The sequence below is a fragment of the Halosimplex aquaticum genome (assembly GCF_028747785.1).
Classification (GTDB): Archaea; Halobacteriota; Halobacteria; order Halobacteriales; family Haloarculaceae; genus Halosimplex; species Halosimplex aquaticum.
On sequence record NZ_CP118158.1, the window covers coordinates 3,940,623 to 3,963,850 of the forward strand.

Annotated in this window: 20 protein-coding genes; 4 read left to right on the forward strand and 16 right to left on the reverse strand. The window is 69.0% G+C overall.

From position 1 onward, the window contains the following. Nucleotides 1–4 precede the first annotated feature (4 nt). The 8 genes from PSC72_RS19435 to PSC72_RS19470 form a co-directional block, all read right to left on the reverse strand. Nucleotides 5–1,165, reverse strand: coding sequence for a hypothetical protein (locus PSC72_RS19435; RefSeq protein WP_274323079.1), 1,161 nt, complete (start codon nt 1,163–1,165; stop codon nt 5–7). Then, a complete protein-coding gene (locus PSC72_RS19440) occupies nt 1,162–2,334 on the reverse strand; it encodes a TIGR00341 family protein (RefSeq protein ID WP_274323080.1) in 1,173 nt (390 codons plus the stop codon). The genes PSC72_RS19435 and PSC72_RS19440 overlap by 4 nt, the downstream gene beginning before the upstream one ends. Nucleotides 2,335–2,445: 111 nt before the next feature. Beyond that, nucleotides 2,446–3,015, reverse strand: coding sequence for a hypothetical protein (locus PSC72_RS19445; RefSeq protein WP_274323081.1), 570 nt, complete (start codon nt 3,013–3,015; stop codon nt 2,446–2,448). Nucleotides 3,016–3,278: 263 nt separating this feature from the next. Beyond that, nucleotides 3,279–5,240 carry an ABC transporter ATP-binding protein gene (locus PSC72_RS19450; protein WP_274323082.1) on the reverse strand — a complete coding sequence of 654 codons (1,962 nt, stop codon included), beginning with the start codon at nt 5,238–5,240 and terminating at the stop codon, nt 3,279–3,281. 126 nt (nt 5,241–5,366) lie between these two features. Then, nucleotides 5,367–5,558 (reverse strand): hypothetical protein, encoded by a 192-nt coding sequence (locus PSC72_RS19455; RefSeq protein ID WP_274323083.1) that lies wholly within the window; start codon nt 5,556–5,558, stop codon nt 5,367–5,369. Between the two features lie 92 nt (nt 5,559–5,650). Then, the gene (locus tag PSC72_RS19460) at nt 5,651–8,527 is read right to left on the reverse strand and encodes a DEAD/DEAH box helicase (RefSeq protein ID WP_274323084.1); all 2,877 of its coding nucleotides are present in this window, start codon (nt 8,525–8,527) and stop codon (nt 5,651–5,653) included. Nucleotides 8,528–8,978: 451 nt separating this feature from the next. Further along, nucleotides 8,979–9,539, reverse strand: a complete 561-nt coding sequence (locus tag PSC72_RS19465) for a GNAT family N-acetyltransferase (protein ID WP_274323085.1) — start codon at nt 9,537–9,539, stop codon at nt 8,979–8,981. A 124-nt stretch (nt 9,540–9,663) separates the two neighbouring features. Beyond that, a complete protein-coding gene (locus PSC72_RS19470) occupies nt 9,664–9,975 on the reverse strand; it encodes a HalOD1 output domain-containing protein (protein ID WP_274323086.1) in 312 nt (103 codons plus the stop codon). 167 nt (nt 9,976–10,142) lie between these two features. On the opposite strand from PSC72_RS19470, the gene PSC72_RS19475 reads away from it, so the two are divergent. Next, nucleotides 10,143–10,442: a DUF5785 family protein gene (locus PSC72_RS19475; protein ID WP_274323087.1), complete on the forward strand. Its 300-nt coding sequence runs from the start codon at nt 10,143–10,145 to the stop codon at nt 10,440–10,442. A 94-nt stretch (nt 10,443–10,536) separates the two neighbouring features. Here the strand turns inward: PSC72_RS19475 and PSC72_RS19480 are convergent, their stop codons facing one another. Continuing rightward, nucleotides 10,537–11,112: a cupin domain-containing protein gene (locus PSC72_RS19480; protein ID WP_274323088.1), complete on the reverse strand. Its 576-nt coding sequence runs from the start codon at nt 11,110–11,112 to the stop codon at nt 10,537–10,539. Between the two features lie 161 nt (nt 11,113–11,273). Between PSC72_RS19480 and PSC72_RS19485 the strand changes: the two genes are divergently transcribed. Continuing rightward, entirely contained in the window at nt 11,274–12,338 is a 1,065-nt protein-coding gene (locus PSC72_RS19485; protein WP_274323089.1) for a hypothetical protein, read from the forward strand. Nucleotides 12,339–12,379: 41 nt separating this feature from the next. Here the strand turns inward: PSC72_RS19485 and PSC72_RS19490 are convergent, their stop codons facing one another. From PSC72_RS19490 to PSC72_RS19520, 7 genes are all read right to left on the reverse strand, one after another. Further along, nucleotides 12,380–13,723, reverse strand: a complete 1,344-nt coding sequence (locus PSC72_RS19490) for a ribonuclease J (protein ID WP_274323090.1) — start codon at nt 13,721–13,723, stop codon at nt 12,380–12,382. A 398-nt stretch (nt 13,724–14,121) separates the two neighbouring features. Further along, nucleotides 14,122–14,304: a DUF5786 family protein gene (locus tag PSC72_RS19495; protein ID WP_274323091.1), complete on the reverse strand. Its 183-nt coding sequence runs from the start codon at nt 14,302–14,304 to the stop codon at nt 14,122–14,124. A gap of 208 nt (nt 14,305–14,512) precedes the next feature. After that, nucleotides 14,513–15,193, reverse strand: a complete 681-nt coding sequence (locus tag PSC72_RS19500) for a DUF7504 family protein (RefSeq protein WP_274323092.1) — start codon at nt 15,191–15,193, stop codon at nt 14,513–14,515. 3 nt (nt 15,194–15,196) lie between these two features. Beyond that, nucleotides 15,197–15,406, reverse strand: a complete 210-nt coding sequence (locus PSC72_RS19505; RefSeq protein WP_274323093.1) for a hypothetical protein — start codon at nt 15,404–15,406, stop codon at nt 15,197–15,199. Nucleotides 15,407–15,694: 288 nt separating this feature from the next. Continuing rightward, a complete protein-coding gene (locus PSC72_RS19510) occupies nt 15,695–17,614 on the reverse strand; it encodes a beta-CASP ribonuclease aCPSF1 (RefSeq protein WP_274323094.1) in 1,920 nt (639 codons plus the stop codon). 294 nt (nt 17,615–17,908) lie between these two features. Then, nucleotides 17,909–19,570 (reverse strand): ABC1 kinase family protein, encoded by a 1,662-nt coding sequence (locus PSC72_RS19515; protein ID WP_274323095.1) that lies wholly within the window; start codon nt 19,568–19,570, stop codon nt 17,909–17,911. Nucleotides 19,571–19,576: 6 nt separating this feature from the next. Next, nucleotides 19,577–19,930: an Hsp20/alpha crystallin family protein gene (locus PSC72_RS19520; RefSeq protein WP_274323096.1), complete on the reverse strand. Its 354-nt coding sequence runs from the start codon at nt 19,928–19,930 to the stop codon at nt 19,577–19,579. 109 nt (nt 19,931–20,039) lie between these two features. Between PSC72_RS19520 and PSC72_RS19525 the strand changes: the two genes are divergently transcribed. Further along, on the forward strand, nt 20,040–21,260 hold the full coding sequence (locus PSC72_RS19525; RefSeq protein ID WP_274323097.1) for a molybdopterin molybdotransferase MoeA: 1,221 nt from the start codon (nt 20,040–20,042) through the stop codon (nt 21,258–21,260). Beyond that, on the forward strand, nt 21,257–23,221 hold the full coding sequence (locus tag PSC72_RS19530; RefSeq protein ID WP_274323098.1) for a molybdopterin biosynthesis protein: 1,965 nt from the start codon (nt 21,257–21,259) through the stop codon (nt 23,219–23,221). Before PSC72_RS19525 ends, PSC72_RS19530 begins: the two co-directional genes overlap by 4 nt. The last annotated feature ends 7 nt before the right edge of the window (nt 23,222–23,228 follow it).

A 23,228-nucleotide genomic window follows, 5' to 3' on the forward strand; every position in this document is an offset into this window, starting at 1 on the left:
GGTGTCAGTCGCCGTGGATCGGCGGCGTCTCGCTCCGGTGGGTCGCGTAGTCCGGCGTCTCGCGCTCGGGCGTGAACGGCCCGGGCGCCGCGGTCCGCTTGGCGATGGTCGCGACTCTGAGGATGAACGACAGCAGGACCGCGAACGGCAGGAATATCGCGGCGAAGGCGGCGCTGAGCAGCCCGTCGAGCAGGATCGGGTGGCCGCCCAGCGGCTGCCCGTTCGCGAACGCCATGATGACGAGCGTCGCGACGACGAACGCGCCGACGCCGGTGTACCCGATGAGCCGCGAGAGGTACGACAGCTCCTGGGTGAGGTACAGCGCCTTGAAGTACTGGCGCAGGACCGCCAGCGCGACGAACGACTCTTCGAGGTCCTCGAGCCTGTCCCGTGCGTCGACCGGCAGTTCGCCGCTGAACCGGTCGCGGATCCGGCGGGCGTCGTTGACGTTCCGCGAGTAGCTGTCGCCCATCATCGGCGGCAGCACCTCGATGAGCGGCTGGTGGCTCCCGTCGAGGTGCTCGCTGACGTGGGTCACCTGTTCGCGCACGACGGCGACGTACGCGTCGACGACGCCCCGGGCGTCGCCGTCGACTGTCTCGACCGACCGCTCCAGCGCGTCGGCCTGGTTCGCGACCACCTCGACCGCGAGGGCGAGGAACTTCGCGGGCTCCGTCGGACTGACCGACTCCGTCGGGTGGTCGTCCTCGAACTCGCGGCGGAAGGCGTCCACGTCCTGGACCTGCTGGCGGAACTGCTCGGGCGAACCGAACAGCCGAGACACGGTGAGCTGGTTGACGGCGATGACGATCGGCACGAACGAGAACAGCCCGGAGATGGCCGCGCCGAACGTCGTCGCGACGAACGACCCCTCGGCGACGCCGACGGCGTCCACGAGGCTCAGCAGGAACGTCCCGCCGCCGACCCCGGCGACCATGAGCGCGACGAGGCGCCACCGGTCGCCTTCGAGGAGCAGCCAGCGGCGGGCGCGCGAGCGGTGTTCGGCGTCGGTGACGACCGAGGCGGCCACGGCGACGCCCGCCGCGCCGAGGCGGACGACCAGCCACAGGAACCGGACCGCCCACAGGAACGCCCGGATCGACAGCCGTCGGTCGCCGCCGTCGGTCGCGCTCTCGGTCGAGTGCCGTTCGTCTTCGTCGGTCATGGTATCACCGTCAGGATGGGGAGGTCCGCGCCGGAGACGTGCGCGAGGACGGTCGCCGCGATGGCGATGACCGTGATCAGTATCACGACGCGGGTCAGCATGACGCGGCGGGCGCGCCGGAGCGCTTCCAGGCTCTCGGGGTGGTAGCCGAGGTACCAGAGGCTGATGACGGCCGCGAACGTCACCGCGAAGAGGTTCATCACGACGACCGCGAGCGAGCCGACGACGATACCCGCCTCCAGCCAGGCGACGCCGACGCCGGCGATCCCGATCGGCGGGATGAGGGCGGCCGCGATCATGACGCCGACGAGGTCGATCGTCCCGCCGGTCGAGAGGCTCAGCGCGCCGGCGAATCCGGCGCCGAGCGCGACGACCAGCAACAGCGTGTTCGGCGCGGTGTGACTGCTGAGCCGGAGCAGTTCGCTTATCTCGAACGACGGGGAGACGAGCGAGCTGAACCGGATGACGGTAGCGAAGGCGATCGAACTGGCGAGCCCGCCGGCGCCGCCGATGAGCTGGTACTTGACGCTCTTCTCGAACAGCCGGTCGTCGTTGACGACGGTGCTGACCGCCGTCGCGACGATCGGACCGATGAGCGGCGCGATGACCATCGACCCGATGAGGACGCCGATGGAGTTGAGCAACACGCCGGCGGTCGCGACGACGGCGCTTATCACCGTCAGCAGGACGTAGATGCTCAGGTCCGGGAGCAGGTCGGCGGTCTTGCCCTGCAGCTCAGTCCGGGAGATCCCCTGGTAGCCGAGCCCCTTCACCTCGTGGTACAGCTCGGCCTTCCCGTCGAAGCGGTCCGAGATTATCACTTCGGGGTCGACGATGACCGTGTAGAGCCCGTCGTCGATACCCAGCGCCTCGAAGCGGTCCTGCACGTGCTCGACCGTCTCCGCCGGTAGCGGGAACCGGATGACCGCCGACCCGTCGCCGTCGGTCTGGTCCGAGACGACGTAGTCGAGGTCGAACTCCTCCAGCACCGTGACGACCTGCTCGTAGCTGTCGGGATCGAGTATCAGTACCTCGACCGCACGCAGGTCCTCTTCGACCACGAACGCCCGTTCGAGGTCGTCCTGTGCGTCCATCGAGAGCGTCCCACCGGCGCCGGGGTCGACTCCTCCCCCGGGCGGCGGGGCGCCCGTGTCGTTGTTATCTGCCATGATGTCGTATACACCGCCACCGGCGCCGCCGCTCGTTGCCGGTGATCGGTCGTCGCCGATACCGCCTCCCGGACGCGTCCGCTCTCGACACCGCGCGGTCGGACGTCGCCCTCAGAACTGCAGGAACTCCTCGGGCCCCGGACAGTCCTCGCCGTCGAAGGCATCGGCGTACAGCGAGGCGAGGGTCTCACGGATCTCGACGAGCGCGTCGCCGGTCTGCCCGTCGCAGTCGACGCCGCAGCGCGCCACGACCGTCCCCGAATCCGTCGTCCGGAAGCGGAGTCGACCGTGACAGCCGGGGCACCTGATGGCCGTGTGGCAGTGCATCCAGTCGACGTCGTACCCCGTGGCGTCGAGACGCCGGTTCAGCGCCAGCCAGACGTGGACGTCCCACTCCTGGCGGCCGTCGGCGCTCGACTTCAGCCGCCTGAGGGCGAGCGAGGCGCGCCGGTAGAGGTCGTCGGCCGGTTCGGCGTGGCGGGCGTGACACCGCCGGAAGTACGCGAGCAACGCGGTCTGTGCGGACCGCACGGCTCCATTCGTCAGTTCGCCGACCGTCCCAGTCGCGGACGACCCGTCGGTCGCGGTGACCGCGCGTTTGCTCCGTCCGCGCTCGTCGTAGTGACGGTCGCGCGTGAGCGCAGCGCCACTTTTCGGACAGAATGAATCGATTCCGATCATGTTTCTACACCGGGATCTACTCGGGCCGGGGGTCATCCGCGCGATCGACGGCGCGTCGCCCGGACCGGACTACGCCCCATCTTACCGACCGATGGGTAAAAGGACAGGAGACGCTACCAATTTGTGGACTATCGACATAAGACAAACGCGGGATTTTAGATCTGCGCCTAAACTCTCTGAAACAGTTATTTTCACCAACTGCCGTCGAAGAAACTGATTCAGTAATCTAGAAATGCTATAGTATTTTCATCTCGTGGCAGCGGTCAGTCGTCCTCGGCGGCGTCGAGCGCCTGCTGTGCGACGCGCTCGCTGGCCTGTTCGACGAACTCGTCGGGGAGTTCCTCGATCTCGCCGGCCTGGACGCGCCAGAGGTTGGCGTAGAGGCCGTCGGTCTCCAGCAGCTCGTCGTGCGTGCCCCGCTCGACGATCTCGCCCTGTTCGAGGACGAGGATCTTGTCGGCGTCGCGGACCGTCGAGAGACGGTGGGCGATGATGAACGTCGTCCGGTCGGCGGCGAGTTCGTCGATGGAACGCTGGATCAGCATCTCGGTCTCCGTGTCGACCGCCGAGGTCGCCTCGTCGAAGATCATGATCGAGGGGTGCTGGAGGATCGTCCGTGCGACGGCGATCCGCTGGCGCTGCCCGCCCGAGAGCTTCACGCCGCGTTCGCCGATGTCCTGGTCGTAGCCGTCGGGGAGGTTGGTGATAAAGTCGTGGGCCTCGGCGCGCTTGCAGGCCTCGACGACGTCCTCGCGGGTGGCGTCGAAGTGGCCGTACTTGACGTTCTCCTCGACCGTGCCGTCGAAGAGGAAGTTGTCCTGGCCGACGTAGCCCATCGACCCGCGCAGGCTGGCGAGGGTCACGTCGCGCACGTCGTGGCCGTCCACGCGGACTGCTCCCTCGTTCACGTCGTAGAGCCGCAGGAGGAGCTTGACGATGGTGGTCTTCCCGGCGCCGGTCGGACCGACGAGGCCGACCGTCTCACCGGGTTCGACGTCGATGTCGATGTCCTCGAGGACGGTCTCGTCCTCGTCGTAGGCGAAGGTCACGTCGTCGTACTCGACGTGGCCGTCGACGTCTTCGAGGTCGACGGCGTCGGACTTGTCCTGGATGTGGACGGGCAGGCTCATCAGGCCGAGGATGCGCTTGGTCGAGGCCTTGGCGTCCTCGTAGCGCTCGATGATGTTGCCCATCTGCGCGAGCGGGTTGACTAGCCGCTGGGTGAGCAGGAGGAAGGTGACGAGCGTCCCGGCGGTGAGTTCCCCGTAGTCCCGACCGAGGAAGGTGAAATCGTTGGTTATCGGCCCCGGCGGCCCCTGGAGGAGCCAGATCCCGCCGACGATGAACGTGGCGATAAAGGACAGCGAGGTGAGCACGCGCAGGCCCGGCCGGTAGATGAATCCGAGACGGAGCGCGAGCCAGTCGAGCCGGAAGTAGCGGTAGGAGTGTTCCTCGACGCGGTCGTCCTCGTACTCTTCCGTGTTCGACGACTTGATGACCTGGATGCCGTTGAGGTTGTTCTCCAGGCGGCTGTTGAGGCTCCCGACGGACTCGCGGATGTCGGCGTAGCGCTCCTCGGCGAGGCGCATGTACCACAGGGTGAACACCGCCGACAGCGGGATGACCAGCAGCGTCACCGCCGCGAGCTGCGGGTTGAGCCAGAGCAGGATGACCGCGGTCCCGCCCATCAACACGATGAGCTGGATCAGCTCGCCCATCATCGAGTCGAGGAACTGCTCCAGCCGGTTGGTGTCGTTCGAGAGGATAGAGATGAGTTCGCCCGTCTGCACCTCGTTGAAGAAGTCCATGTCGAGCCGCTGCATCTGCTGGTACGTGGCCGTCCGGGCCTCGTGTTTCACGCGGTGGGAGAAGAGATTCAGCGACGACGCCCTGACGAAGATCAGGAGGGCCTGTCCGACCATCGCGACGCCCATGGCGCCGATGGCGAACCAGAACTGCGCCATCTTGGTTGTGGGGAGCCACGCTGTGGGGATGAACGGGAGCGTGAAGGGGGCGGTGTCGTGAAACAGCGCGTCGATGGCTACGCCGAGGAGGACGGGCGGAACCAGCGAGAGAAAGCGAGAGCCGATACTGGCTAGCACCCCCACGACGAACCACCGCCGGTTCCCCTCCCCGAACTGCATGAACAGCTGCCACAGCGGATGCTCGATGTCCTCTCGATGCTGTCGTATGTACTCCGAATCTATCGCTTGATCTGGGCTCACGGGTTAGACTGTCACGCGTGTTAGCGATCCCGTCGCAAAAAGGGGTCGGTCGGCCACAGTCTCTCCGCTAGTTTTTCGGCCCGCGACGCCGGGCGCGCTCGCTCCGGGCCGGCCGTCCCCCGCGGCTCAACACATCTCGCCGAGGTCGCGCCACTCCTCGGTGTGGACGCCGACGTCGAGTTCGCGCCCGCATCCCTCGCAGTAGAAGGTCCCGCTGCGGCGGTCCGGCGGGAACTCCGTCGACTCGCCGTGCTCGTCGCACGAGACGCGGATCCCGCGTTCTTCACCGTCCAGGAGTTCGACTGAGTAACTGGTCATTCGAGCAGACACCTGTCGGGGACGGGCGAAGATAAACCCGACGCCGACACGCCCGCGCCCCGGCGCCGTTCGACCCGCGACGCCGTCCCGCCTCAGTCCCAGAAACTTCTCGTTCGCGCGTACTCGCGCTCGCGTCGGAGGATGTCCCGGTAGAACTCGTCCTCGTCCTCGCGGAGCTTGTTGATGATCCGCGCGGCGTTGCGCGGGCCGACGCCGCGGGCCGCGAGCGCGATTACCGCCTGCTTGCCGTGCGTCTGGACGAGGCTCGCCGACGTGTACGCCCGCTCGGTCATCTTCTCCTGCTCGTCGTCTTTCTCCGCCGCCTTCACCGCGGAGACGACCTCGTCGGCCCACGGATTGAGGGCGGCGATGCGCGTCGACCCGCACTCGGGACACTCCGGCCGATCGCGGATTCGCTTGACCGGTTTCTTGCGCTCCCAGTCCTGGCAGTGCAGGCAGAAGAGGATCATCCGGTCGTTCTGGATGCGCTCGCGGACGGTCTGGATGACGCTCGCGTCGGCGTGGTCCGGGGAGAGCAGTTCCTGCCCGGCACTGCGGCCGCCGAGGCCGATGGGCGTCCGCTCGCCGAGGAGTTCGACCGAGAGGTCGCCGGACTGGACCCGTTCCAGCACCGCGGCGGCCCCATCGACGTCCAGTTCCTCGTGGAGCATCTCCCGCACGGCCTCGTCGTACACCGGCGTCCCCTCCAGGGCGTCCATGAGGCGGTCGCGACCGAACTTGCCGCTCGACCCGCGGCCGCGCCAGCGCTTGAGAGCGCCGAACTTCGTCGCGACCTGGGCGACCTTGAACTTCAGCGAGTCGGCGTTCTTCAGGCTCAACTCGATCAGTTCCGGGAGGTGCTCGGGGTCGGTCTCTTCGAGCACCTCCAACACGTCCGTCGCCGAGACGTTCCGCGGCACCTCCAGTTCGATCCGGTAGGGGTCGATCTCCATGGCCACCGAAGACCCGGTGCGCTGGCCGAGCAGCGCCGACAGCAGGCGCCCGAGCGTCTCGTTTATCTTGTGGCCGAACGCGGCGTTGACGACGAGTTCGCGCCCCCGGAACTCGACGAGGAGGTCGCGGTCGGTCGGGATCGGGTGCTCGTGGTCGGCGACCTGTTCGAGACCGCCGGCGATCGTGTCGGCGTCGCCGTCGTAGCGGGCGGTGAACTCCCGGGCGACGGAGTCGACCGGCGCGCCCGACTGGAGTTGCCGCCCCGCGATCCCGCGCATCTCGCCGACCTCCTGCGCGACGGCGTACGGAACGGGAATCTCGGAACCGGTCCACGACGGGACCTCGCCGCCGGGGTCCTCGACGGGCGAGACGGTGACCGTCTCCTCCTCCTCGTCGATCTCGGTGATGCGCCACATCTCGCCGCGCTGGATGAACACCTCGCCCGGGGTGGCGAAGTTGACCACGAAGCGCTCGTCGAGCGTCCCGACGTCGCGGCCGCTGGCGACGTCCTCGACGCTGTAGGTCGCCTCGTCGGGGATCATCGAGAGGTTGTGGTAGAAGTACTGCCAGGTCCCCCGGCGCTTCTGGATCTCGTCGGTCTCCTCTTCCAGCCAGATTACCTTGTTGCCCGCAAGCTCCCGGACGACGGACTTGAACTCCCGCTCGGAGAGGTCGCGGAAGGGGTACGCCCGCGTCATGATCTCGTAGGCCCGCATCGCCCGGATGTCCCCGAAGTCCATGACGAGCCCGGCGATCTGGTTGGCGACGGTGTCGAGGCTGCCGTCGTGGATGTCCGCCGACTCGACCTCGCCAGCGCGGGCCTTCCGCGCGATGGCGAGCGCTTCGAGCGTGTCGTCGGGGTGGGAGGTGACGATGGTGCCCCGGGAGACCAGGTCCCGGCGGTGGCCCGCGCGGCCGACGCGCTGGAGGAGCCGCGTCACCTGCCGGGGGCTGTTGTACTGGATCACGTGGTCGACGTGGCCCACGTCGATCCCCAGTTCCATCGACGACGTGCAGAGCAGCCCGTCGAGTTCGCCCGCCTTGAACTGGTCCTCGACTTCGATCCGTGACTCCTTGGCGAGCGAGCCGTGGTGGACGCCGATGTTCGCGTCGAGTTCCTTGAACCGCGATCCGAGCGCTTCCGCGAGCTGGCGGGTGTTGACGAAGATCAGCGTCGAGTCGTACTCCTCCACCAGGTCGCGGATGTACCTGACGTGACTGGCGAAGTCGGGATCGGTCATCAGTTCGCCGGCCAGTCCCTCGTCGCCGTCCTGCACCTGCGGCGAGCGGACGCGCACGTCGAGGCGGCTCCCCACGTCGATCTCGACGACCGAACAGCCCCTGTCGCCGGTCAGGAACTGTCCGACTTCCGCGGGGTCGCCCACCGTCGCAGAGAGGCCGATCCGCTGGAAGCCGTCGGCGAGTTCGAGCAGCCGCTCCAGCCCGACCGTCATCTGCGCGCCGCGCTTGGACACCGCGAGTTCGTGGACCTCGTCGACGACGACGTGGTCGACGTCGGCGAGTGCGGTCCGCAGCTTCGACCCCGTGAGCATCGCCTGCAGCGTCTCCGGCGTCGTGACGAGGACGTCCGGCGGGTCGTTCGCCTGCTTCTGGCGCTGGTAGTCGGTCGTGTCCCCGTGGCGGACCTGGACGTCCAGGTCCAGTCGGTCGCCCCACCACTCCAGGCGCTCGCGCATGTCCCGGTTGAGCGCCCGCAGCGGCGTGATGTAGAGCGCGCCGATGCCGAACCGATCTTCCCCTTCGAGGGCGTCGAAGACGGGGAGCATCGCCGTCTCGGTCTTCCCCGTTCCGGTGGGCGCGACCACGAGGACGTTCTCGCCGTCGACCAGCGGCGGGATGGCCTTGCGCTGTGGCTCCGTGGGCGTCGTGAACCCGCGTTCGGACAGCGCCGCCCGGACCTCCGAGCCCAGCGCGGCGAACGCCCCCGGGTCGCCGTCGTCGGCGGCGCCGCTCGACTCGCCGACGGCCTCACCCGCTGCTCCGGCGTCTGTCATCGCCCGCGCTAGGGATTTGAACCGATTAAGCCCGCCGGTTTCCGGTGCTGTTTCGCGCTCGATTCACTCCGTTCCGGCGCGCGCTGTCGCGCGCTTTCATGCGCGCGACGGGAACCGTGCGAGGGATGAGCGACCGCAGGGAGCGAATCGGCTGGGGAGGTCCGTGGCTGTCTGCGGTGCCGGGCGGGGCGGTCGCGGTGCTGGGCGAGGCGGTTGCGGTGCTGTTCCTGGTGGACTGAAAGGGCGAGGCGCGCGTGGCGGCGTAGCCGCCACGGCATGCGGAGGTCGGCGAAGCCGACCTCCCGGCTCGCGTTTATGTAGTCGTCTGAGCGGCCCCTATCCGAAGCGGCCGCAGGCCGCGAGGATATGCCGCTCAGCGACCGCGAGCGCGCCGAGGGCGTTCGACGCTCAACCGCCCTGAGATACCGAGTCTCCTGCTGTCATCGACCGCTCAGCCCTCGTCCGCTCCATCTAGCCACTCCTCGCGAAGCAGCCCGTACTGGACCATGTCGCGGTATTCGCCGTCGACGAACATGAACTTCCGGCGGCGGCCCTCCTGGGTGAACCCGAGGGACTCCAGCAGCCCGCGGGAGGCGTCGTTGTGGTCGAACGCGCCCGCACCGATCGCCGGCTTGTCGTACTCACGGAAGAGGCAGTCGACCACCAACCCCACGGCCTCTTTCCCGTACCCCTGTCCGTGGACCTCGGGGATCAGCCAGTAGCCGAGTTCCGGCCGGCGGTAGTGCATCTCCTCGGCGTTTACGGCGCCGATACGTCGGATCTCGTCCTCGTCGGGTTGGCCGGGTCCCGCGTCCTCGCCGTCGAGACAGACGAGAAAGCGGTCGGTTCCCCGCTCCTCGGAGACGTCCATCGCCTCCTGGTTCCGCAGGTAGCTACCGAGCGGGTAGCGGATCTCGGGATTCGCGCTCGCCCGCTGGAGGAAGGGGACGTCTTCCTCCTCGACCGAGCGGAGCGTGACGCGCTCGCCGCTGGCGATGCGTGCGCCTGGCATGCGACACACGAGGGCGTCCCTGGGGCATCTGTCTTCCGGTCTCCGGGATAAAATCCGAGTTGTCGCCCGCCCTCCCGTGAGACGGCGGGCGAGACGAAATCGACGGAGCGTCGGCCGTCGGGCCTCAGGGGTCCGCTTCGCCGATGGCGCCCTCGCTGAGCGGTGTGAGGCGGACCGAATCGCCGGCGGCGACTTCGACGAGGAACCCCTGATATCGGAACGAGACTCGGCAGTCCGAGTCGCCGCTCCCGTCGAGGAGCGCGTCGAGGGCGTCGGTGTCGACGGTCCGCCCGAGCGGGTCGAGGGACTCGGGCTCGGTGTCTGTGAGTGCGGCGACGGCCCTGTAGACGGCGACGCTCGCTGACTCGGGCGCGACGGACTCCAGGTCGGCTTCGTACGCGTGGGGACTGTCGGCCCAGGCTCTCTGATTGATCATGGTTCGGTGTGGTGGCGACGTCGTCCGCATCGCGCCGACGTTGACAAACAGCGATATTTAGGTAAGTACCTGGCGTCTACATGATTAGGTGTCTGGCGGCACCCCGTTCGCGCCGCCCGCGCCGGAAGAGAGAAATCCTTTTGCGTGATTCGTCCGCACGTGGGGGTATGGACTGGCCGCACGACCCCGACGGCGACGAGGGGAGCGAGGGGCGCCGCAAGTACGGGCAGGCGGTGCTCGCGAAGAAGATCGACGAGGACGAGGACTTCCCGCTGACCCAGTCGGAGTTCGTCGACGCCTACGGCGACCACCCGATCCGGATCGACTACCAGACGGTCGTCAGCGTCGCCGAGATCTTCGAGCACGTCGACCAGGAGGAGTACGAGGACTTCCCCGACTTCCACAAGGCGGTCGGGGAGGCGCTCCGCGAGGCCGACTACTGGCCGTACCGCCTCGAACACGCCTGAACGCGACGGCGACCCGTTCTCTCTGCCGACGCGTCTCTCGTTCCCGTGACGTTCTCCGAGTCGCCTGAGCGTCGACCGGTGGGTCGGCCGACCGCTACGCGTCGGCGGGCTCCCGCTCCTCGACGACCGGGTAGGCCGCGCGGTAGCCCCTCGCGCGCCCGAGCGCCCCGAGGACGGTCGCGAGCGGCCGCTGGACCGACAGCGGGAGGCCGGCGACGGCGAACTCCTCGCGGTAGGCGTCCGCGAGGACGGCGAACTGGAGCGGCCCGGGGAGACCGATCCGGGTCGCCCGCCCCGCGGCTGCCAGCCCGAACGTGGTCTCGAAGAACGTCTCGACGTCCAGCGCGGGCGAGAGCGTGACGACCGCGTGCATCTCCTCGTCGCCGTCGTTCCACACCGTGTGGGCGGTCCCGGGCGGGACGGCGAACCGCGTCCCGGGCGTCGCCGTCCACTCGTCGCCGTCGGTCCGGACGCCCAGACGGCCCGACCGGACCTCGATCTGCTCGGTCTGGCGCGGGTGGCGGTGGTCGACCTTCCCGAGGCCGAACCCGCTGGGCCGGAGGACGTAGTCGAACGTTACCCGGTCGCCGCCCGTCTCCGCGGCGGTCTCTCGGAACTCGATTCGCTCCCCGGTCTCCGGGTTTTCGAGCGCCGTCCCTGGTCGCGTCATCGGCGGGAGTTGGCGACGGACGCGGATACGTGTCCGGTCAGCGCTATCCGGTCGGTCGTCGCTCGGCCCGGACGCGGCCGGCGTTCGGTCCCAACCGACCCCTGCACCTGCCCGGGTAGCGTTTAGGGGCTGTCCGCTCTTCCTCCGATCGAGAGCTTCTCGTGGCAGACTCGGACTCCGCGGACGAGGCGAGGGAGGTGACGGGCGCAGACCTGGTCGCCGAGAGCGCCGACAGCCTCCGCGAACGCGCCGGGGAGAACCGCGTCAAGCTCTGGCTGTTCATCGAGGCCGACCGCCGGCTGGTGGCCGCCGCCGCGGCGCTGTTCGTCTTCGGCTCCCTCGCGACGATCGGCGCCCTCGTCTCGAACCCGATCGCGTTGCTCCGGTCGGGCGACCCGGTCGAGACGACGTTCCAGGCGCTGCTCGGCGCCATCATCACCGGCGTCACGCTCGTCGTGACGCTCAACCAGCTCGTCCTCTCCCAGGAGTTCGGGACGATCGACCAGCAGCGCGACCGGTTCGACGCGACGATGTCCGTCCGCGAGTCCGTCGGCGACCACGTCGACCCCGAGATCGCGCCGTCCGATCCCTCGCGGTTCGTCCGCTCGATCGTCTCCGCGGCCGCTGACGACGCCGACGCCGCTCGCGCGGCGACCCACGCGGGCACCCCCGCGGACGCGAGCGCCGCGGTCGCCGCGCTCGCCGACGGCATCCGGTCCAACGCCGACGTCGTGACCGAACAGCTCGACGGCGCCTCCTTCGGGACGTTCGACGTGCTGTCGGCCGCGCTGGACTTCAACTACTCCGCGAAAATCTACGAGGCCCGCCGGATCCGGGCCCGATACGCCGACGACCTGCCCGACTCGGCGGTCGACGCACTCGACGAACTGCTCGCGACCCTCGAACTGTTCGCTCCCGCTCGCGAGCACGTCAAGACGCTGCTCATCCAGTGGGAACTCATCGACCTCTCGCGGTACGTCCTCCTGAGCGCGGTCCCGGCGCTGATCGTCACGCTCTACATGCTACTGTTCCACGCCCCGGGGACGCCGGCCGACCCCGTCTTCGGCGTCCCGCTGGCCGTCTTCGTCGTCAGCGCCGCCGTCACGGTCGCGCTGGTCCCGTTCCTCGTCCTCCTCGCGTACATCCTCCGGATCGCCAGCGTGACCAAGCGCACGCTCGCCATCGGCCCGTTCACGATCCGCGACACCGCCGACACGAACGAGTGAGGCCGCGAGGCGCGATACCTCGCGGACCGGACCACCGGCGATTACACGAGCTGGATGGTGTTGCCGTTCGACGTGACGTGCAGGTCCCGTCCGAGCTTGTACCCCTCGCTGGACGCGAGGTCGACGTACCCGGAGAAGCCGGCCATGTCCTGGTGGGCCGGGATGACGTGCTGGGGCTGGAGCGCGTCCAGCATCTCGTAGTGGCCCTCTTTCCGGAGGTGGCCCGAGACGTGGACGTCGTCGTAGATGCGCGCGCCCTGCATGCCGAGCAGCTTCTCGGACTGGTAGCGCTGGCCCTCGTTGGTCGGCTCCGGGATGACTCGCGCCGAGAAGATGACCTTGTCGCCGTCGTCGATCTGGTACGGCGTCTCGCCGCGGCCCATGCGGGTGAGCATTGCGCGCGGTTCGCCCTGGTGGCCCGTTACGACCGGCAGGAAGTTCTCCTTGCCCTCGTTCATGATGCGTTCGAACGCGCGGTCGACCGACTGGCGGTGGCCGTACATCCCCAGGTCGTCCGGGAACTCCACCGCGCCGATGCGCTCGGCGGTGCCGGAGTACTTCTCCATCGAGCGGCCGAGCAGGACGGGTTCGCGACCGATCTCCTCGGCGAACTCGACGAGCGAGGTGACCCGCGCGATGTGCGAGGAGAACGTCGTCGCGACGATGCCGCCGTCGTAGTCTTCGAGGCTCCGCATCACGTCGCGGAGGTGGCTCCGGGCGACTGACTCGCTCGGGGTTCGCCCCTTCTTGTTCGCGTTCGTGCAGTCCTCGATGTAACAGAGAACCCCGTTGTCCTCACGACCGATCTCGCGGAAGCGCTTCATGTCGATGGGGTCGCCGATGACCGGCGTGTGGTCCATCCGCTTGTCGAGGCCGTAGACGATGGCGCCCTCGGGCGTGTGCAGGACCGGGTTGATCGCGTCGATGATCGAGTGAGTGACGTTGACGAACTCCAGTTCGTTCTTGTCCCCGATCGACATCGTCTCGCCCGCGTCCATCTCGACGAGGTCGTTGCCGACCTCGAACTTGTCCTCGTCCTGGATCTCTTCTTTGACGAGTTCGAGCGTGAACGGCGAGGCGACGATGGGCGCGTCGTAGCGGTGGGCCAGCTTCGAGATGGCGCCGATGTGGTCGAGGTGGCCGTGCGTCGGCACGATGGCCTTCACGTCGCCCTCTAAGTCGGACATGACGCGGTCGTCGGGGATCGCGCCCATGTCGATCAGGTCGAGGCTGTGCATGCGCTCGGTTTGGACGTTGTCGTGGATCAGTACCTTCGAGAGGTTGAGGCCCATGTCGAAGACGACGATGTCGTCTCCGGCACGGACGGCCGTCATCTGGCGGCCGACTTCCTCGTAGCCGCCGATAGTTGCGATTTCGATTTCCATAGTGTGGGTCCGATCAGAGTGATCCCAGAACCCCTTGCAGAGTCCGCCAACGGAGGAGAGTCGGAGGTGAAACGGCACTTCGACGGCCGGACGGGGCGGGCCGCTCGTCGCGGCCCGCCCCGAACGCACAGCCTTCCCGGGGATAACGCGTGTTTCGGTTACGTAGTGGTCCGCGCTCGCGACGTAAATAGCCGACGGACCGAGTCTACCACCGCTCACCGACGTACGTTGCTTCCGGGGGTCGCCGACGCGGCCTGTCGTCGGTCGGCCCGGTAAGCGGTGGCGTCCGAGGACGGTTTGAACTCGTCAACCCCGACCGTGCCGTCCGGCTCGTCTCCGCCGCGTCTCCGAACCGTCCGGCTCGCTTCGCCGCGGTGTACTCCCTCGCGACATCCGCTTCAGGCGTCGTCGGCCGAGTCCTTGATGTCAGACAGCCGGTCGACGAGGTCGTCGGTCGAGGCCTCGGTCTCGAACGTGATCTCCCCCTCGTGGTCGTTCTCGTGGACGCTCACACCCTCGCCTTCGTCAGCGTCGACGCTCTGATCCTGTTGCTCGGATTCGTCGTAGCTTCCAAAACCCATACGTGATCGATCCCAACTCTCGCGGAAAAAACAACCGATAGCCGGTCGGGGACAGTCGAGAATCTGACCGGGGACGGACGGCGGTGTCTCCCGGCCGGCTCACCGAGGAGCGGAATCGAAGACGAACGGGGGATCACAGACGGCATCCGACCTCCGAGTGCTGCCGGGCAATCCCACGCGGACAGCGCAGGCGGGCGCGTCGGAGTGTTCAGCGCGGTCGACGGGAGAACTCCTCAAATCGACCTCTCGCCGGCTCGTACTCGAGGTCCAGTGTCCCGTCCGATCCCGGCGCGACCCAGAGGATACCGTCGACTCGTTCGGCCAGCGCCGCCATCGTCTCCTCGTCGTGCGCGGTGTAGTCGACGCCGACGAGCGTGACGCCCGAATCGGTCCGGATCCCCGATATCTGCGCGAGCATCGAACACACCTGATCGGTCGGCACGGTCGCGAGGACCGGCGTGAGCGACCTGACCAGGAGGTGGCGCGCGCCCGTCGCCGGCGGACCGTCCGCGGACAGTTCGGTGAGCCCGACGACCAGCCGCTCCAGGTCGCCGGGAGACGGCGTGTAGACGGTCGGGACCTCCCCGGCTGGTGCGGCGATCGACTGCTGTCTCGACGACGTGTCGACCACGCCGAGTCGGGGGCTGTCTCCGTCCGGATACACGCGCTCGGCGGCTTCGACCGTCTCGCCGGCGCTCTCGGTCGTCGTGACGGCCAGTACCGCGTCGTCGGCGTCGCCGAGCCGAGAGACGATCTGAAAGCCGACGGCGTGGTGGGAGGGGTCGGTCGAACCCGCGACGAGAACGGTCGCCCCCGTCGAGAGACCCTGCGGGAGCGCGCCGACGGACCTCGGCTCACGCCCGCTCGACGAGTCGGGGAGGTCGGTCACTGATCAGTCGCTCCGGCGCCGCCGAGAGGCGTTCGACCGTCCCGCCAGTTGCGAGACCGTTCGATGCGGGTAGTAACGCGCCCCACAGGTGTCACACCGGGCGATGCGAGCGCTGGACTGTCCGTCGGTCTCGATCGGCAGATCCGCGGTGAAGACGACGCGTTCGACGAGCGATGCCCCGCAGTCCGAACAGGGGAGGTCAGTTTCTCTCATGGGTGTGTGTGGCCGGTCCCGTCGGTGAGACCCAGGGCCCGCCATGAAAGGGTCGCATCCGGCACGGCGCATCTCAGAGCAGTGCCATCGAGGGACGCCTCGCAGCGGTGGCGAACCGATGGGCGAACGAAGAACGGACCGGACGAAGTCCGCAGTACGACAGACCGTTTCGCTGTACGTCGTAAATATGTTTCGCTCAGTCGGTCCGTCCACGGCGGGTCAGATTCTCGTCCGATCGCAGGAAACCGGGACCGCCCGCTCAGTCGAAGCAGCCTATCTAGAGGCCGCTCAGTCGAAGCGGAACGTTTCGAGGTTCCGGGGGGCGTGGGTCCGGACGTTGAGTTCCTGGTAGAGCGCCGAGGAGAGCTGGTCCGTCGCCGTCTCGTCGCCGTGGACGCAGAGGACCTCTTCCGGGCGCGGGCTCATCGTCCCGACGAAGTCCTCCAGGCCGTTGCGGTCGGCGTGGCCGGAGAACCCGCTCACCGACTCGACGTCGAATCGCAACGTCATCTGCTCGCTCCGGCTGCCGCGGTCGCTGAACGGGATCTCGCGGCGGCCGCTCTGGATCCGGCGGCCGAGCGTCCCCTGGGCCTGGTACCCGACGAACAGTAGCGTGTTCTCCGGGTCGCCGCCCAGCAGCCGCAGCCAGGACATGATCGGCCCGCCGGTCACCATCCCCGACGTCGAGAGGATGATGCACTCCTCGCCGTCGGCGATGTCCTCGCGCATCTCCTCGCCGCCGTCGACCTGCTGGAACTGGTCGGCGAGGAACGGGTTCTCGTCCTCGTGGAGGATGCGCTCGCGCAGCCCGTCGCGGAGGAACTCCGGGTAGGCCGTGTGGATCGCCGTCGCCTCGCGGATCATCCCGTCGAGGTACACCGGCATCGTCGGGATCCGGCCCTCGCGCATCGCCTCTTCGAGGACGAGCATCAGCTCCTGGGAGCGGCCCACCGCGAACGCGGGGATGACGACCTTGCCGCCCTCCTCGTAGGTCTCGTTGACGAGTTCGGTGAGCTTGCGCTCGCTGTCCTCCTGGTCGGTCTGGTAGTCGTCGCGCTTCCCGTAGGTCGACTCCATGACGAGCGTCTCCGCCCGCGGGAAGTCGTTGGATGCGCCGTTGAACAGCCGCGTGTCCTTGTAGTGGATGTCGCCGGAGAAGACGACGTTGTGGAAGCCGTTCCCGATGTGGAAGTGCGAGACGGCGCTCCCGAGGATGTGCCCCGCGTTGTGCATCGTGAGCTTGACGTCCGGCGCGATGTCCGTCACGTCGCCGTACTCGACCGGGATAGTGTGTTTGAGCTCCTTGCGGACCATCTCGGACTCGTAGGGCGGCGAGCGCCCCTCCTTGGCGGCGACGTCGAGGTAGTCCAGCTGGAGCAGGCCCATCAGGTCCCGCGTGGCCTGCGTCGTGTAGATGGGGCCGTCGAAGCCGTACTTGAACAACAGCGGGAGCAGCGCCGAGTGGTCGAGGTGGGCGTGAGTCAGGACGACGGCGTCGAGGTCGGGGATCGGGTTCGCCTCGGGGACCTGGAGGTAGGGGACCTCCCCCTCGGCGCCCGGTTTGTCGCCGCAGTCGATCAGGATCCGCGTCTCCGGCGTCGAGAGGATGAAGGAGGCGCGGCCGACCTCGCGACAGCACCCGAGCGTCGTCACGCGGACCCAGTCGGTCTCTTCCTGTTGCTCGCGGTGGATCCGCTCGCCGACGCGTTCGAGGAACTCCCGGCGCTCGTCGCGCTCCTGGATGAGGAAGTTCCGGACGTTGTCGACGGTCGAGGACTCCATCGGCGGCGTCCGCAGGACCTCCGCGGTCCAGCCGACCTCCCGCTGGATCTCCCGGAGCGTGCTCCCGCGGTTGCCGATGACCATGCCGGGCTTCTCCGCCTCGATCACGACCTCGCCGGTCCCCGGGTAGAACCGCAGGTTCTCGATCCCGGCTTCCTCCGGGATGAGACTGCGGATCTGCGCCTCGGCGTCGCGCTCGCGGACCTGCGTGCCCGGCGCCGGGCGGACGGTGATTCGCTTGCGGACGGAACTGGCCAGTCGCGGGACCAGTCCGTCCTGCTCGGCGAACTTCTGGGGCGTCTCGGTGTAGATGACGAGTTCGGGGCCTTCGAAGGTGACCCGCGAAATCTCGAGTTCGTCGGGTATCTCGGCCTCGATGGTCTCTCGCATCGCCTCGATCGGGTTCGTGCTGTCGTCAGTACTCATTCATATCGTGTGTTCCGCGTGTGGTCGGGGATGGTCTCTCGGTCGGCCGACGACGGCCGTCGGCGCGAGCGCTCAGAGCGGTTCGTTCGAACGGATCCGGCCGCGAGTCGCCGCCTCGGCCGCCCTCGCCGTGGAATCTGGCCCGGACGGAGAGAAGAACCGAAACCGGCGGTTCGGTGCCCGCGAACGGACGACGTCGTTCGCTTTCAGGTAGTCGAGTCACAGTATAAACCGTTTCCGACACTCGCCTCGGCGCACCCCAGCCCCCGCCCCGTCGCTCTCGGCTCTCGTCATTCACTGCTCCCGGTCGCGCTGGCGCATGCTCTGGCGAGTGAACTGCGGCTGGGCGCGGATCCCGCGGCGCCTGCGGAACGAGAAGTACAGCAGGGCGGCGACGAGAACGGCGAGCGCGACGGTGACGGCGGCGGCGACCAGTTGCTCGAACGCGAAGAGCACGGCCGAGGAGAAGACGGCGCTCGCGAGGACCATCCCGTAGATGAGCCGCCGGGTCACGCGCCCGAGGAGGTTCTGGGAGTCCCGGAAGTCCACCTCGACCTGGAGGTCCTCGTGGATCGCCAGATCGAGCACTTCTTCGATCTTCGGGGGCGTCCTGACGGCGGACTTGGTCGCCTCCTGGACCTCGTCGACGCGGTCCTCGACGTACTCGCGGGCGGTGTCGGCGAGGAAGCCCTGCCGGCGGAGGTAGTCCGTCGCCACGTCGATGAAGTCGAAGTCCTCGTCGAGGGTGACGCAGACCCCCTCGACGACGGTGGCCACGCGGAGGACCAGTGCGAGGTTCGCGGGCAGGCGGAACGGGAAGTCGTAGATGGTGTCCTCGACCTGCTGGACGATCTGCTGGACGCGGTACTGCTCGATGTCCTCGCCGCGGGCGTCGGCGATGGCGAGTTCGAGCACGTCGGCCATCACCTTCCGGTCGGCGTCCGGACTGAGGGTCCCCATCTCGATCAGCGCGTCGAGGATCGCCTGGATGTCCTGGTTGGCGACGGCGACGTAGAAGTCGACGATCTTCTCCTGGATGAACGGGTCGACGTACCCGCTCATGCCGAAGTCGTAGAAGACGAGCGTGCCGTCGTCCTGGACGGCGAGGTTGCCGGGGTGCGGGTCGGCGTGGAAGACGCCGTCCTCGATGATCATCTGGAGGTACGCCTCCTGGAGCGTCCGGGCCAGCTCAGTGCGGTCGAGGTGGCGGTCGTCGAGTTCCTCGAGGTCGGTTATCTTCGTCCCGGGGACGTACTCCATCGTCAGGACGCGGTCGGTCGACCGGGACTCGTCGACCTCGGGCATGCAGATGTCCGGGTCGCCGGCGAAGTTCGCGCGGATCTCCGCGAGCATCCGCGCCTCGCGCTCGTAGTCCATCTCCTGGCGGATCGTGCGGTCGAACTCGTCGGCCAGCGTCTCCAGCGAGAACGCCCGCGACTCGTCGACGAAGTACAGCAGGATCGGCAGCGCCCACTTGACCACCCGCAGGTCCGCTTCGACGAGGTCTTCCACGCCCGGCCGGCGCACCTTGACGGCGACCTCGCCGTCTTCTGTCCGCGCGTGGTACACCTGGCCGAGGCTCGCGCCGCTGATCGCCTCGGTGTCGAACTCGGCGAAGCGGCTGTCGACGGGGCCGAGTTCCTCTTCGAGGACGACGCGGGCGCGCTCCCAGTCGGCCGGGGGCACGCGGTCCTGGAGCTCCTCGAGCTCCTCGATGTACTCCGGCGGGAGCACGTCGGGCCGGGTCGAGAGCAGCTGGCCCAGCTTGATGAACGTCGGTCCGAGCGTCAGGAGGGTGTCGAGGAGGGTCCGGGCGCGCTCGCGCTGGGTCTCCGGCGAGACCGACCGGCGGCGGCCGAAGAGGAAGAACCGGTTGCGGTCGCGGACGTACGCCACCGCGAGCGGCAGGAACTGCCACGTGACGACGACGAACCGCCAGTATGCGCGTATGTTCACGTGAACTCAGCCGTCGATGGGGATCTCCGTCTCCGGCGCGGCCTCGGCCTTGGGGAGTTCGAGTTCGAGGACGCCCCTGTCGATCGACCCGGAGGCGCCGGCGCCGGTGACCCCCGGTGGCAGCGGCAGTTCGACGTCGAGGAACAGCGAGCGCTCCTCCTCGACGTATTCGAAGTCGGCGGGGACGTCTTTCTCGCGGCGCGCCTCGACGCGCAGCCGACTGCCGTCGACCGCCGCGTCAACTGTCGCCTCGGACGCACCGGGCAGGTCGAGCACCAGCAGGTACGCGTCGTCGCTCTCCAGCACGTCGGCGAAGACGGCGTCGGGCAGGTCCCTGAGCGCGTCGCGCAACGATGTCATGGGCGGTGCTTGGGATGCGACGGCGAAAAAGGCCGCGGTGTCTCAGCCCCGACGGGCGGCCGAACGGCTGCGACGCACCGCTTATTGGCCGGGCGCCGGAACCGTCGGTATGACCGAGTCACGCCGGTCGGCTCCCGACCGGACTTCGCCGTCGACGGCCCGCGAGCGACTCCGCGCGGTCGTCGCCCCCATCGACAGGACCGAGACGCTCCCGGTCAGCACCGCCGTCGACCGCCCGCTCGCCGAGCCGGTGACCGCCCACCGCGCGGTCCCCTCGTTCGACCAGGCCGCACGCGACGGCTTCGCCGTCCGCGCCGCCGACACGGCCGACGCGCGGGTAGAACTCGCCGTGGCGACCGCCTCGGCCGACGGGGGCGCCACCGCGTCCGTGGAACCCGGGACGGCCGTGCCCGTGGAGGCGGGTGACGAACTGCCGGACGGGGCCGACGCAGTGGTCTATCCGGACGCGACGGGCGAATCCCTCGCAGTCGTGCGCCCGGTCGACCCGGAGGTCGGAGTCCGCCGCGCCGGCGCGGACGTCGCCGCCGACGAGACGGTCAGGCCGGCGGGCCACCGGTTGCGACCGTCCGATCCCGCGCTCTGCACCGCGGTCGGTCGGACGCGCGTCGAAGTCGTCCAGCGGCCCGCCGTCGGCATCGTCCCGACCGGCGGAGGGATCGCGGACGGCGGCTCTCGGCCCGAGGAGACCGTCGAGACGAACGGGACGACCGTCGCGGAGTTCGCCGAGCGCTTCGGCGGCAAGGTGACCTACCGGGATCCGGTCACGCCCGACCCGCACGCCCTCCGCGCCGCCGTCCAGCGCGACCTGACGAAGGACCTACTCGTCACCGTCGGCGGGACGGGGCCGGGCGAATCGGACCGCATCGTCGACGTCATCGCCGACCTCGGCGAGGTGGAGGTCGACGGCGTGGCGGTCGAACCCGCCGAGACCACGGCCCTGAGCGTCGTGAACGACCGACCGATCCTCTCGCTCCCCGGCGACCCCGTCGCGGCGTTCGTCGCGACGACGCAGTTCGTCGCGCCCGCCGTCGCCCGCCTCGCCGGCCGCGACCCGCCCGTACCGGTGACCGCGGACGCCGCGCTCGCGACCGCCCTCGACGGCGAGGCCGGCGTGACCTCGGTCGTCCCCGTCGAATTCGAGGAAGGGGACGAATCCGACACCGAGACGGAGCGGACCGCACGTCCCGTCGCCGACGAACCGCTGTCGACGCTCGCCCGCGCCGACGGGTGGATGGTCGTCCCGCCGACGCGCGAGCGACTGGCCGCGGGCGAAACGGTTTCCGTCGAGCGCTGGGAGGCGTCGGTATGAGCGACCGCAAGGAGTTCCGCGACCTCGCCGACCCGGAGCGGGCCCGCGAGACTGTCGCCTCCCTGAATCTGTCGACGGGGAGCGAGCGCATCCCACTGGAAGACGCTCGGGGGCGCGTCCTCGCCGAACGGGTCGACGCGACCCTCGACGTGCCGGGATTCGACCGCGCCGCGATGGACGGGTACGCGGTCCGCGCGCCGGACACTTACGGCGCCGACGACTCCCCGGTCGCGCTCCCCGTCGTCGGGAGCGTACACGCCGGCGAGACCCCCGGCCTGTCCCTCGACGCCGGCGAAGCGGCGGAGATATCGACGGGCGCCGTCATGCCGGAAGGGGCCGACGCGGTCGTGATCGTCGAGCGGACGGAAGAAGTGGCCGGGAGCGAGGTCGACGGCGACAGCCCGTCGGATCGGGGTGTCCGCGTCGAGACGGCGGTCACGCCCGGCGAGAACGTCATGCTCGCCGGCGCCGACATCGCCGCCGGCGAGCGGGCGCTCGGACCGGGCACGCGTCTCACTCCCCGGGAGATCGGACTGCTCTCGGCGCTCGGCGTCGACGAGGTGCCGGTCCGCGCCGAGCCCCGGGTCGCCATCGTCTCGACCGGCGACGAACTCGTCCGGCCGGGCGGCGACCTCGACCACCGCTCCGGCCAGATATACGACGTGAACAGCTACGCCGTCGCCTCCGCCGTCGAGGAAGCGGGCGGCGACCCGGTCGTCTACCCCCACGTCGGCGACGACATGGACGCGATGGAGCGGACGCTCGTCGAGGCCGCCGCCGACTGCGACCTGGTGCTCACCTCCGGGTCCACGAGCGCCAGCGCGGTCGACGTCGTGTATCGAGTCATCGAGGAGCGCGGCGAACTCCTGCTCCACGGCGTGGCGATAAAGCCCGGCAAGCCGATGCTCGTCGGTCGGATCGGCGGCGAGGACGGACCCGCCGACGCGAACCCCGACAGTGGCGCCGCCTACGTGGGCCTCCCCGGCTACCCCGTCTCGGCGCTGACCATCTTCCGCACGTTCGTCGCGCCCGCCATCCGTTCCGCCGTGGGACTGCCCGAACCGCAGACCGCCCGCGTCGACGGCCGGATGGCCGTCTCCGAGCGCTCGGAGGAAGGCCGGCGCCGCCTGCTCGCGGTCGGCCTCGTCGAGGACGAATCGGGCGAGACGCTCGTCTACCCCGTCGACAAGGGCAGCGGCGCGACGACGACGCTCACCGCGGCGGACGGCGTTGTCGACGTGCCCGCGGACACGAACCGCCTCGCCGCCGGCGACTCGGTCACCGTCGACCTGTTCTCGCCGGACGTCCGCCCGCCGACGCTGCTGGGCGTCGGCGAAGACGACCCCGCGCTCTCGGGACTGCTGGACCGGCTCGACCGCCCGCGGTATCTCGCTCGCGGGTCGCGCGGCGGACTCCGACAGCTTCGCGACGGACTGCCGGACGTCGCCGTCGTCGCCGGCCCGTTCGACGCCGAGCAGGAGGACGTGACCGACGCCGTCGACCTCGGCGGCTGGACGCGCGAGTGGGGCCTCGTCGTTCCCGACGGGAACCCCGAGAGCGTCGACGGGCTCGGCGATCTGGTCGACCGCGACCTCGCGTTCGTCAACCGCGGGTCCGAGTCCGGCCTCCGGACCAGTCTCTCGAACGCCCTCGCCGAACTGGCCGAGGAGCGAGGGGTGGAACGGCGGGACGTGACCGACGCCATCTCCGGGTTCGACCTGGCCGCGCGGGCGTTCGAGAGCCCCGCGCGGTCCGTGGCCGCCGGCGACGCCGACGCCGGGCTCGGGCTCCGCGCGACGGCCTCGAAGTTGGGACTTGATTTCGTCCCCGTCGGCGTCCAGTCCGTCCGCGTGCTGGCGAACCCGGACCGGACGGAGAAAGCGAGCGTGAGGGAATTGAGCGACTGCCTCGACGACCTCTCGGACGTTCTCGACGGCCTCGACGGCTTCGAGAGCGAGTGATAGCGTA

What these genes read in the sequence shown, in the direction of transcription:
- PSC72_RS19435 (WP_274323079.1), bottom strand. Translation starts at nt 1,165, where the DNA reads ATGACCGACGAAGACGAACGGCACTCGACCGAGAGCGCGACCGACGGC.
- PSC72_RS19440 (WP_274323080.1), bottom strand. Translation starts at nt 2,334, where the DNA reads ATGGCAGATAACAACGACACGGGCGCCCCGCCGCCCGGGGGAGGAGTC.
- PSC72_RS19445 (WP_274323081.1), bottom strand. Translation starts at nt 3,015, where the DNA reads ATGATCGGAATCGATTCATTCTGTCCGAAAAGTGGCGCTGCGCTCACG.
- PSC72_RS19455 (WP_274323083.1), bottom strand. Translation starts at nt 5,558, where the DNA reads ATGACCAGTTACTCAGTCGAACTCCTGGACGGTGAAGAACGCGGGATC.
- PSC72_RS19460 (WP_274323084.1), bottom strand. Translation starts at nt 8,527, where the DNA reads ATGACAGACGCCGGAGCAGCGGGTGAGGCCGTCGGCGAGTCGAGCGGC.
- PSC72_RS19465 (WP_274323085.1), bottom strand. Translation starts at nt 9,539, where the DNA reads ATGCCAGGCGCACGCATCGCCAGCGGCGAGCGCGTCACGCTCCGCTCG.
- PSC72_RS19470 (WP_274323086.1), bottom strand. Translation starts at nt 9,975, where the DNA reads ATGATCAATCAGAGAGCCTGGGCCGACAGTCCCCACGCGTACGAAGCC.
- PSC72_RS19475 (WP_274323087.1), top strand. Translation starts at nt 10,143, where the DNA reads ATGGACTGGCCGCACGACCCCGACGGCGACGAGGGGAGCGAGGGGCGC.
- PSC72_RS19480 (WP_274323088.1), bottom strand. Translation starts at nt 11,112, where the DNA reads ATGACGCGACCAGGGACGGCGCTCGAAAACCCGGAGACCGGGGAGCGA.
- PSC72_RS19490 (WP_274323090.1), bottom strand. Translation starts at nt 13,723, where the DNA reads ATGGAAATCGAAATCGCAACTATCGGCGGCTACGAGGAAGTCGGCCGC.
- PSC72_RS19495 (WP_274323091.1), bottom strand. Translation starts at nt 14,304, where the DNA reads ATGGGTTTTGGAAGCTACGACGAATCCGAGCAACAGGATCAGAGCGTC.
- PSC72_RS19505 (WP_274323093.1), bottom strand. Translation starts at nt 15,406, where the DNA reads ATGAGAGAAACTGACCTCCCCTGTTCGGACTGCGGGGCATCGCTCGTC.
- PSC72_RS19510 (WP_274323094.1), bottom strand. Translation starts at nt 17,614, where the DNA reads ATGAGTACTGACGACAGCACGAACCCGATCGAGGCGATGCGAGAGACC.
- PSC72_RS19520 (WP_274323096.1), bottom strand. Translation starts at nt 19,930, where the DNA reads ATGACATCGTTGCGCGACGCGCTCAGGGACCTGCCCGACGCCGTCTTC.
- PSC72_RS19525 (WP_274323097.1), top strand. Translation starts at nt 20,040, where the DNA reads ATGACCGAGTCACGCCGGTCGGCTCCCGACCGGACTTCGCCGTCGACG.
- PSC72_RS19530 (WP_274323098.1), top strand. Translation starts at nt 21,257, where the DNA reads ATGAGCGACCGCAAGGAGTTCCGCGACCTCGCCGACCCGGAGCGGGCC.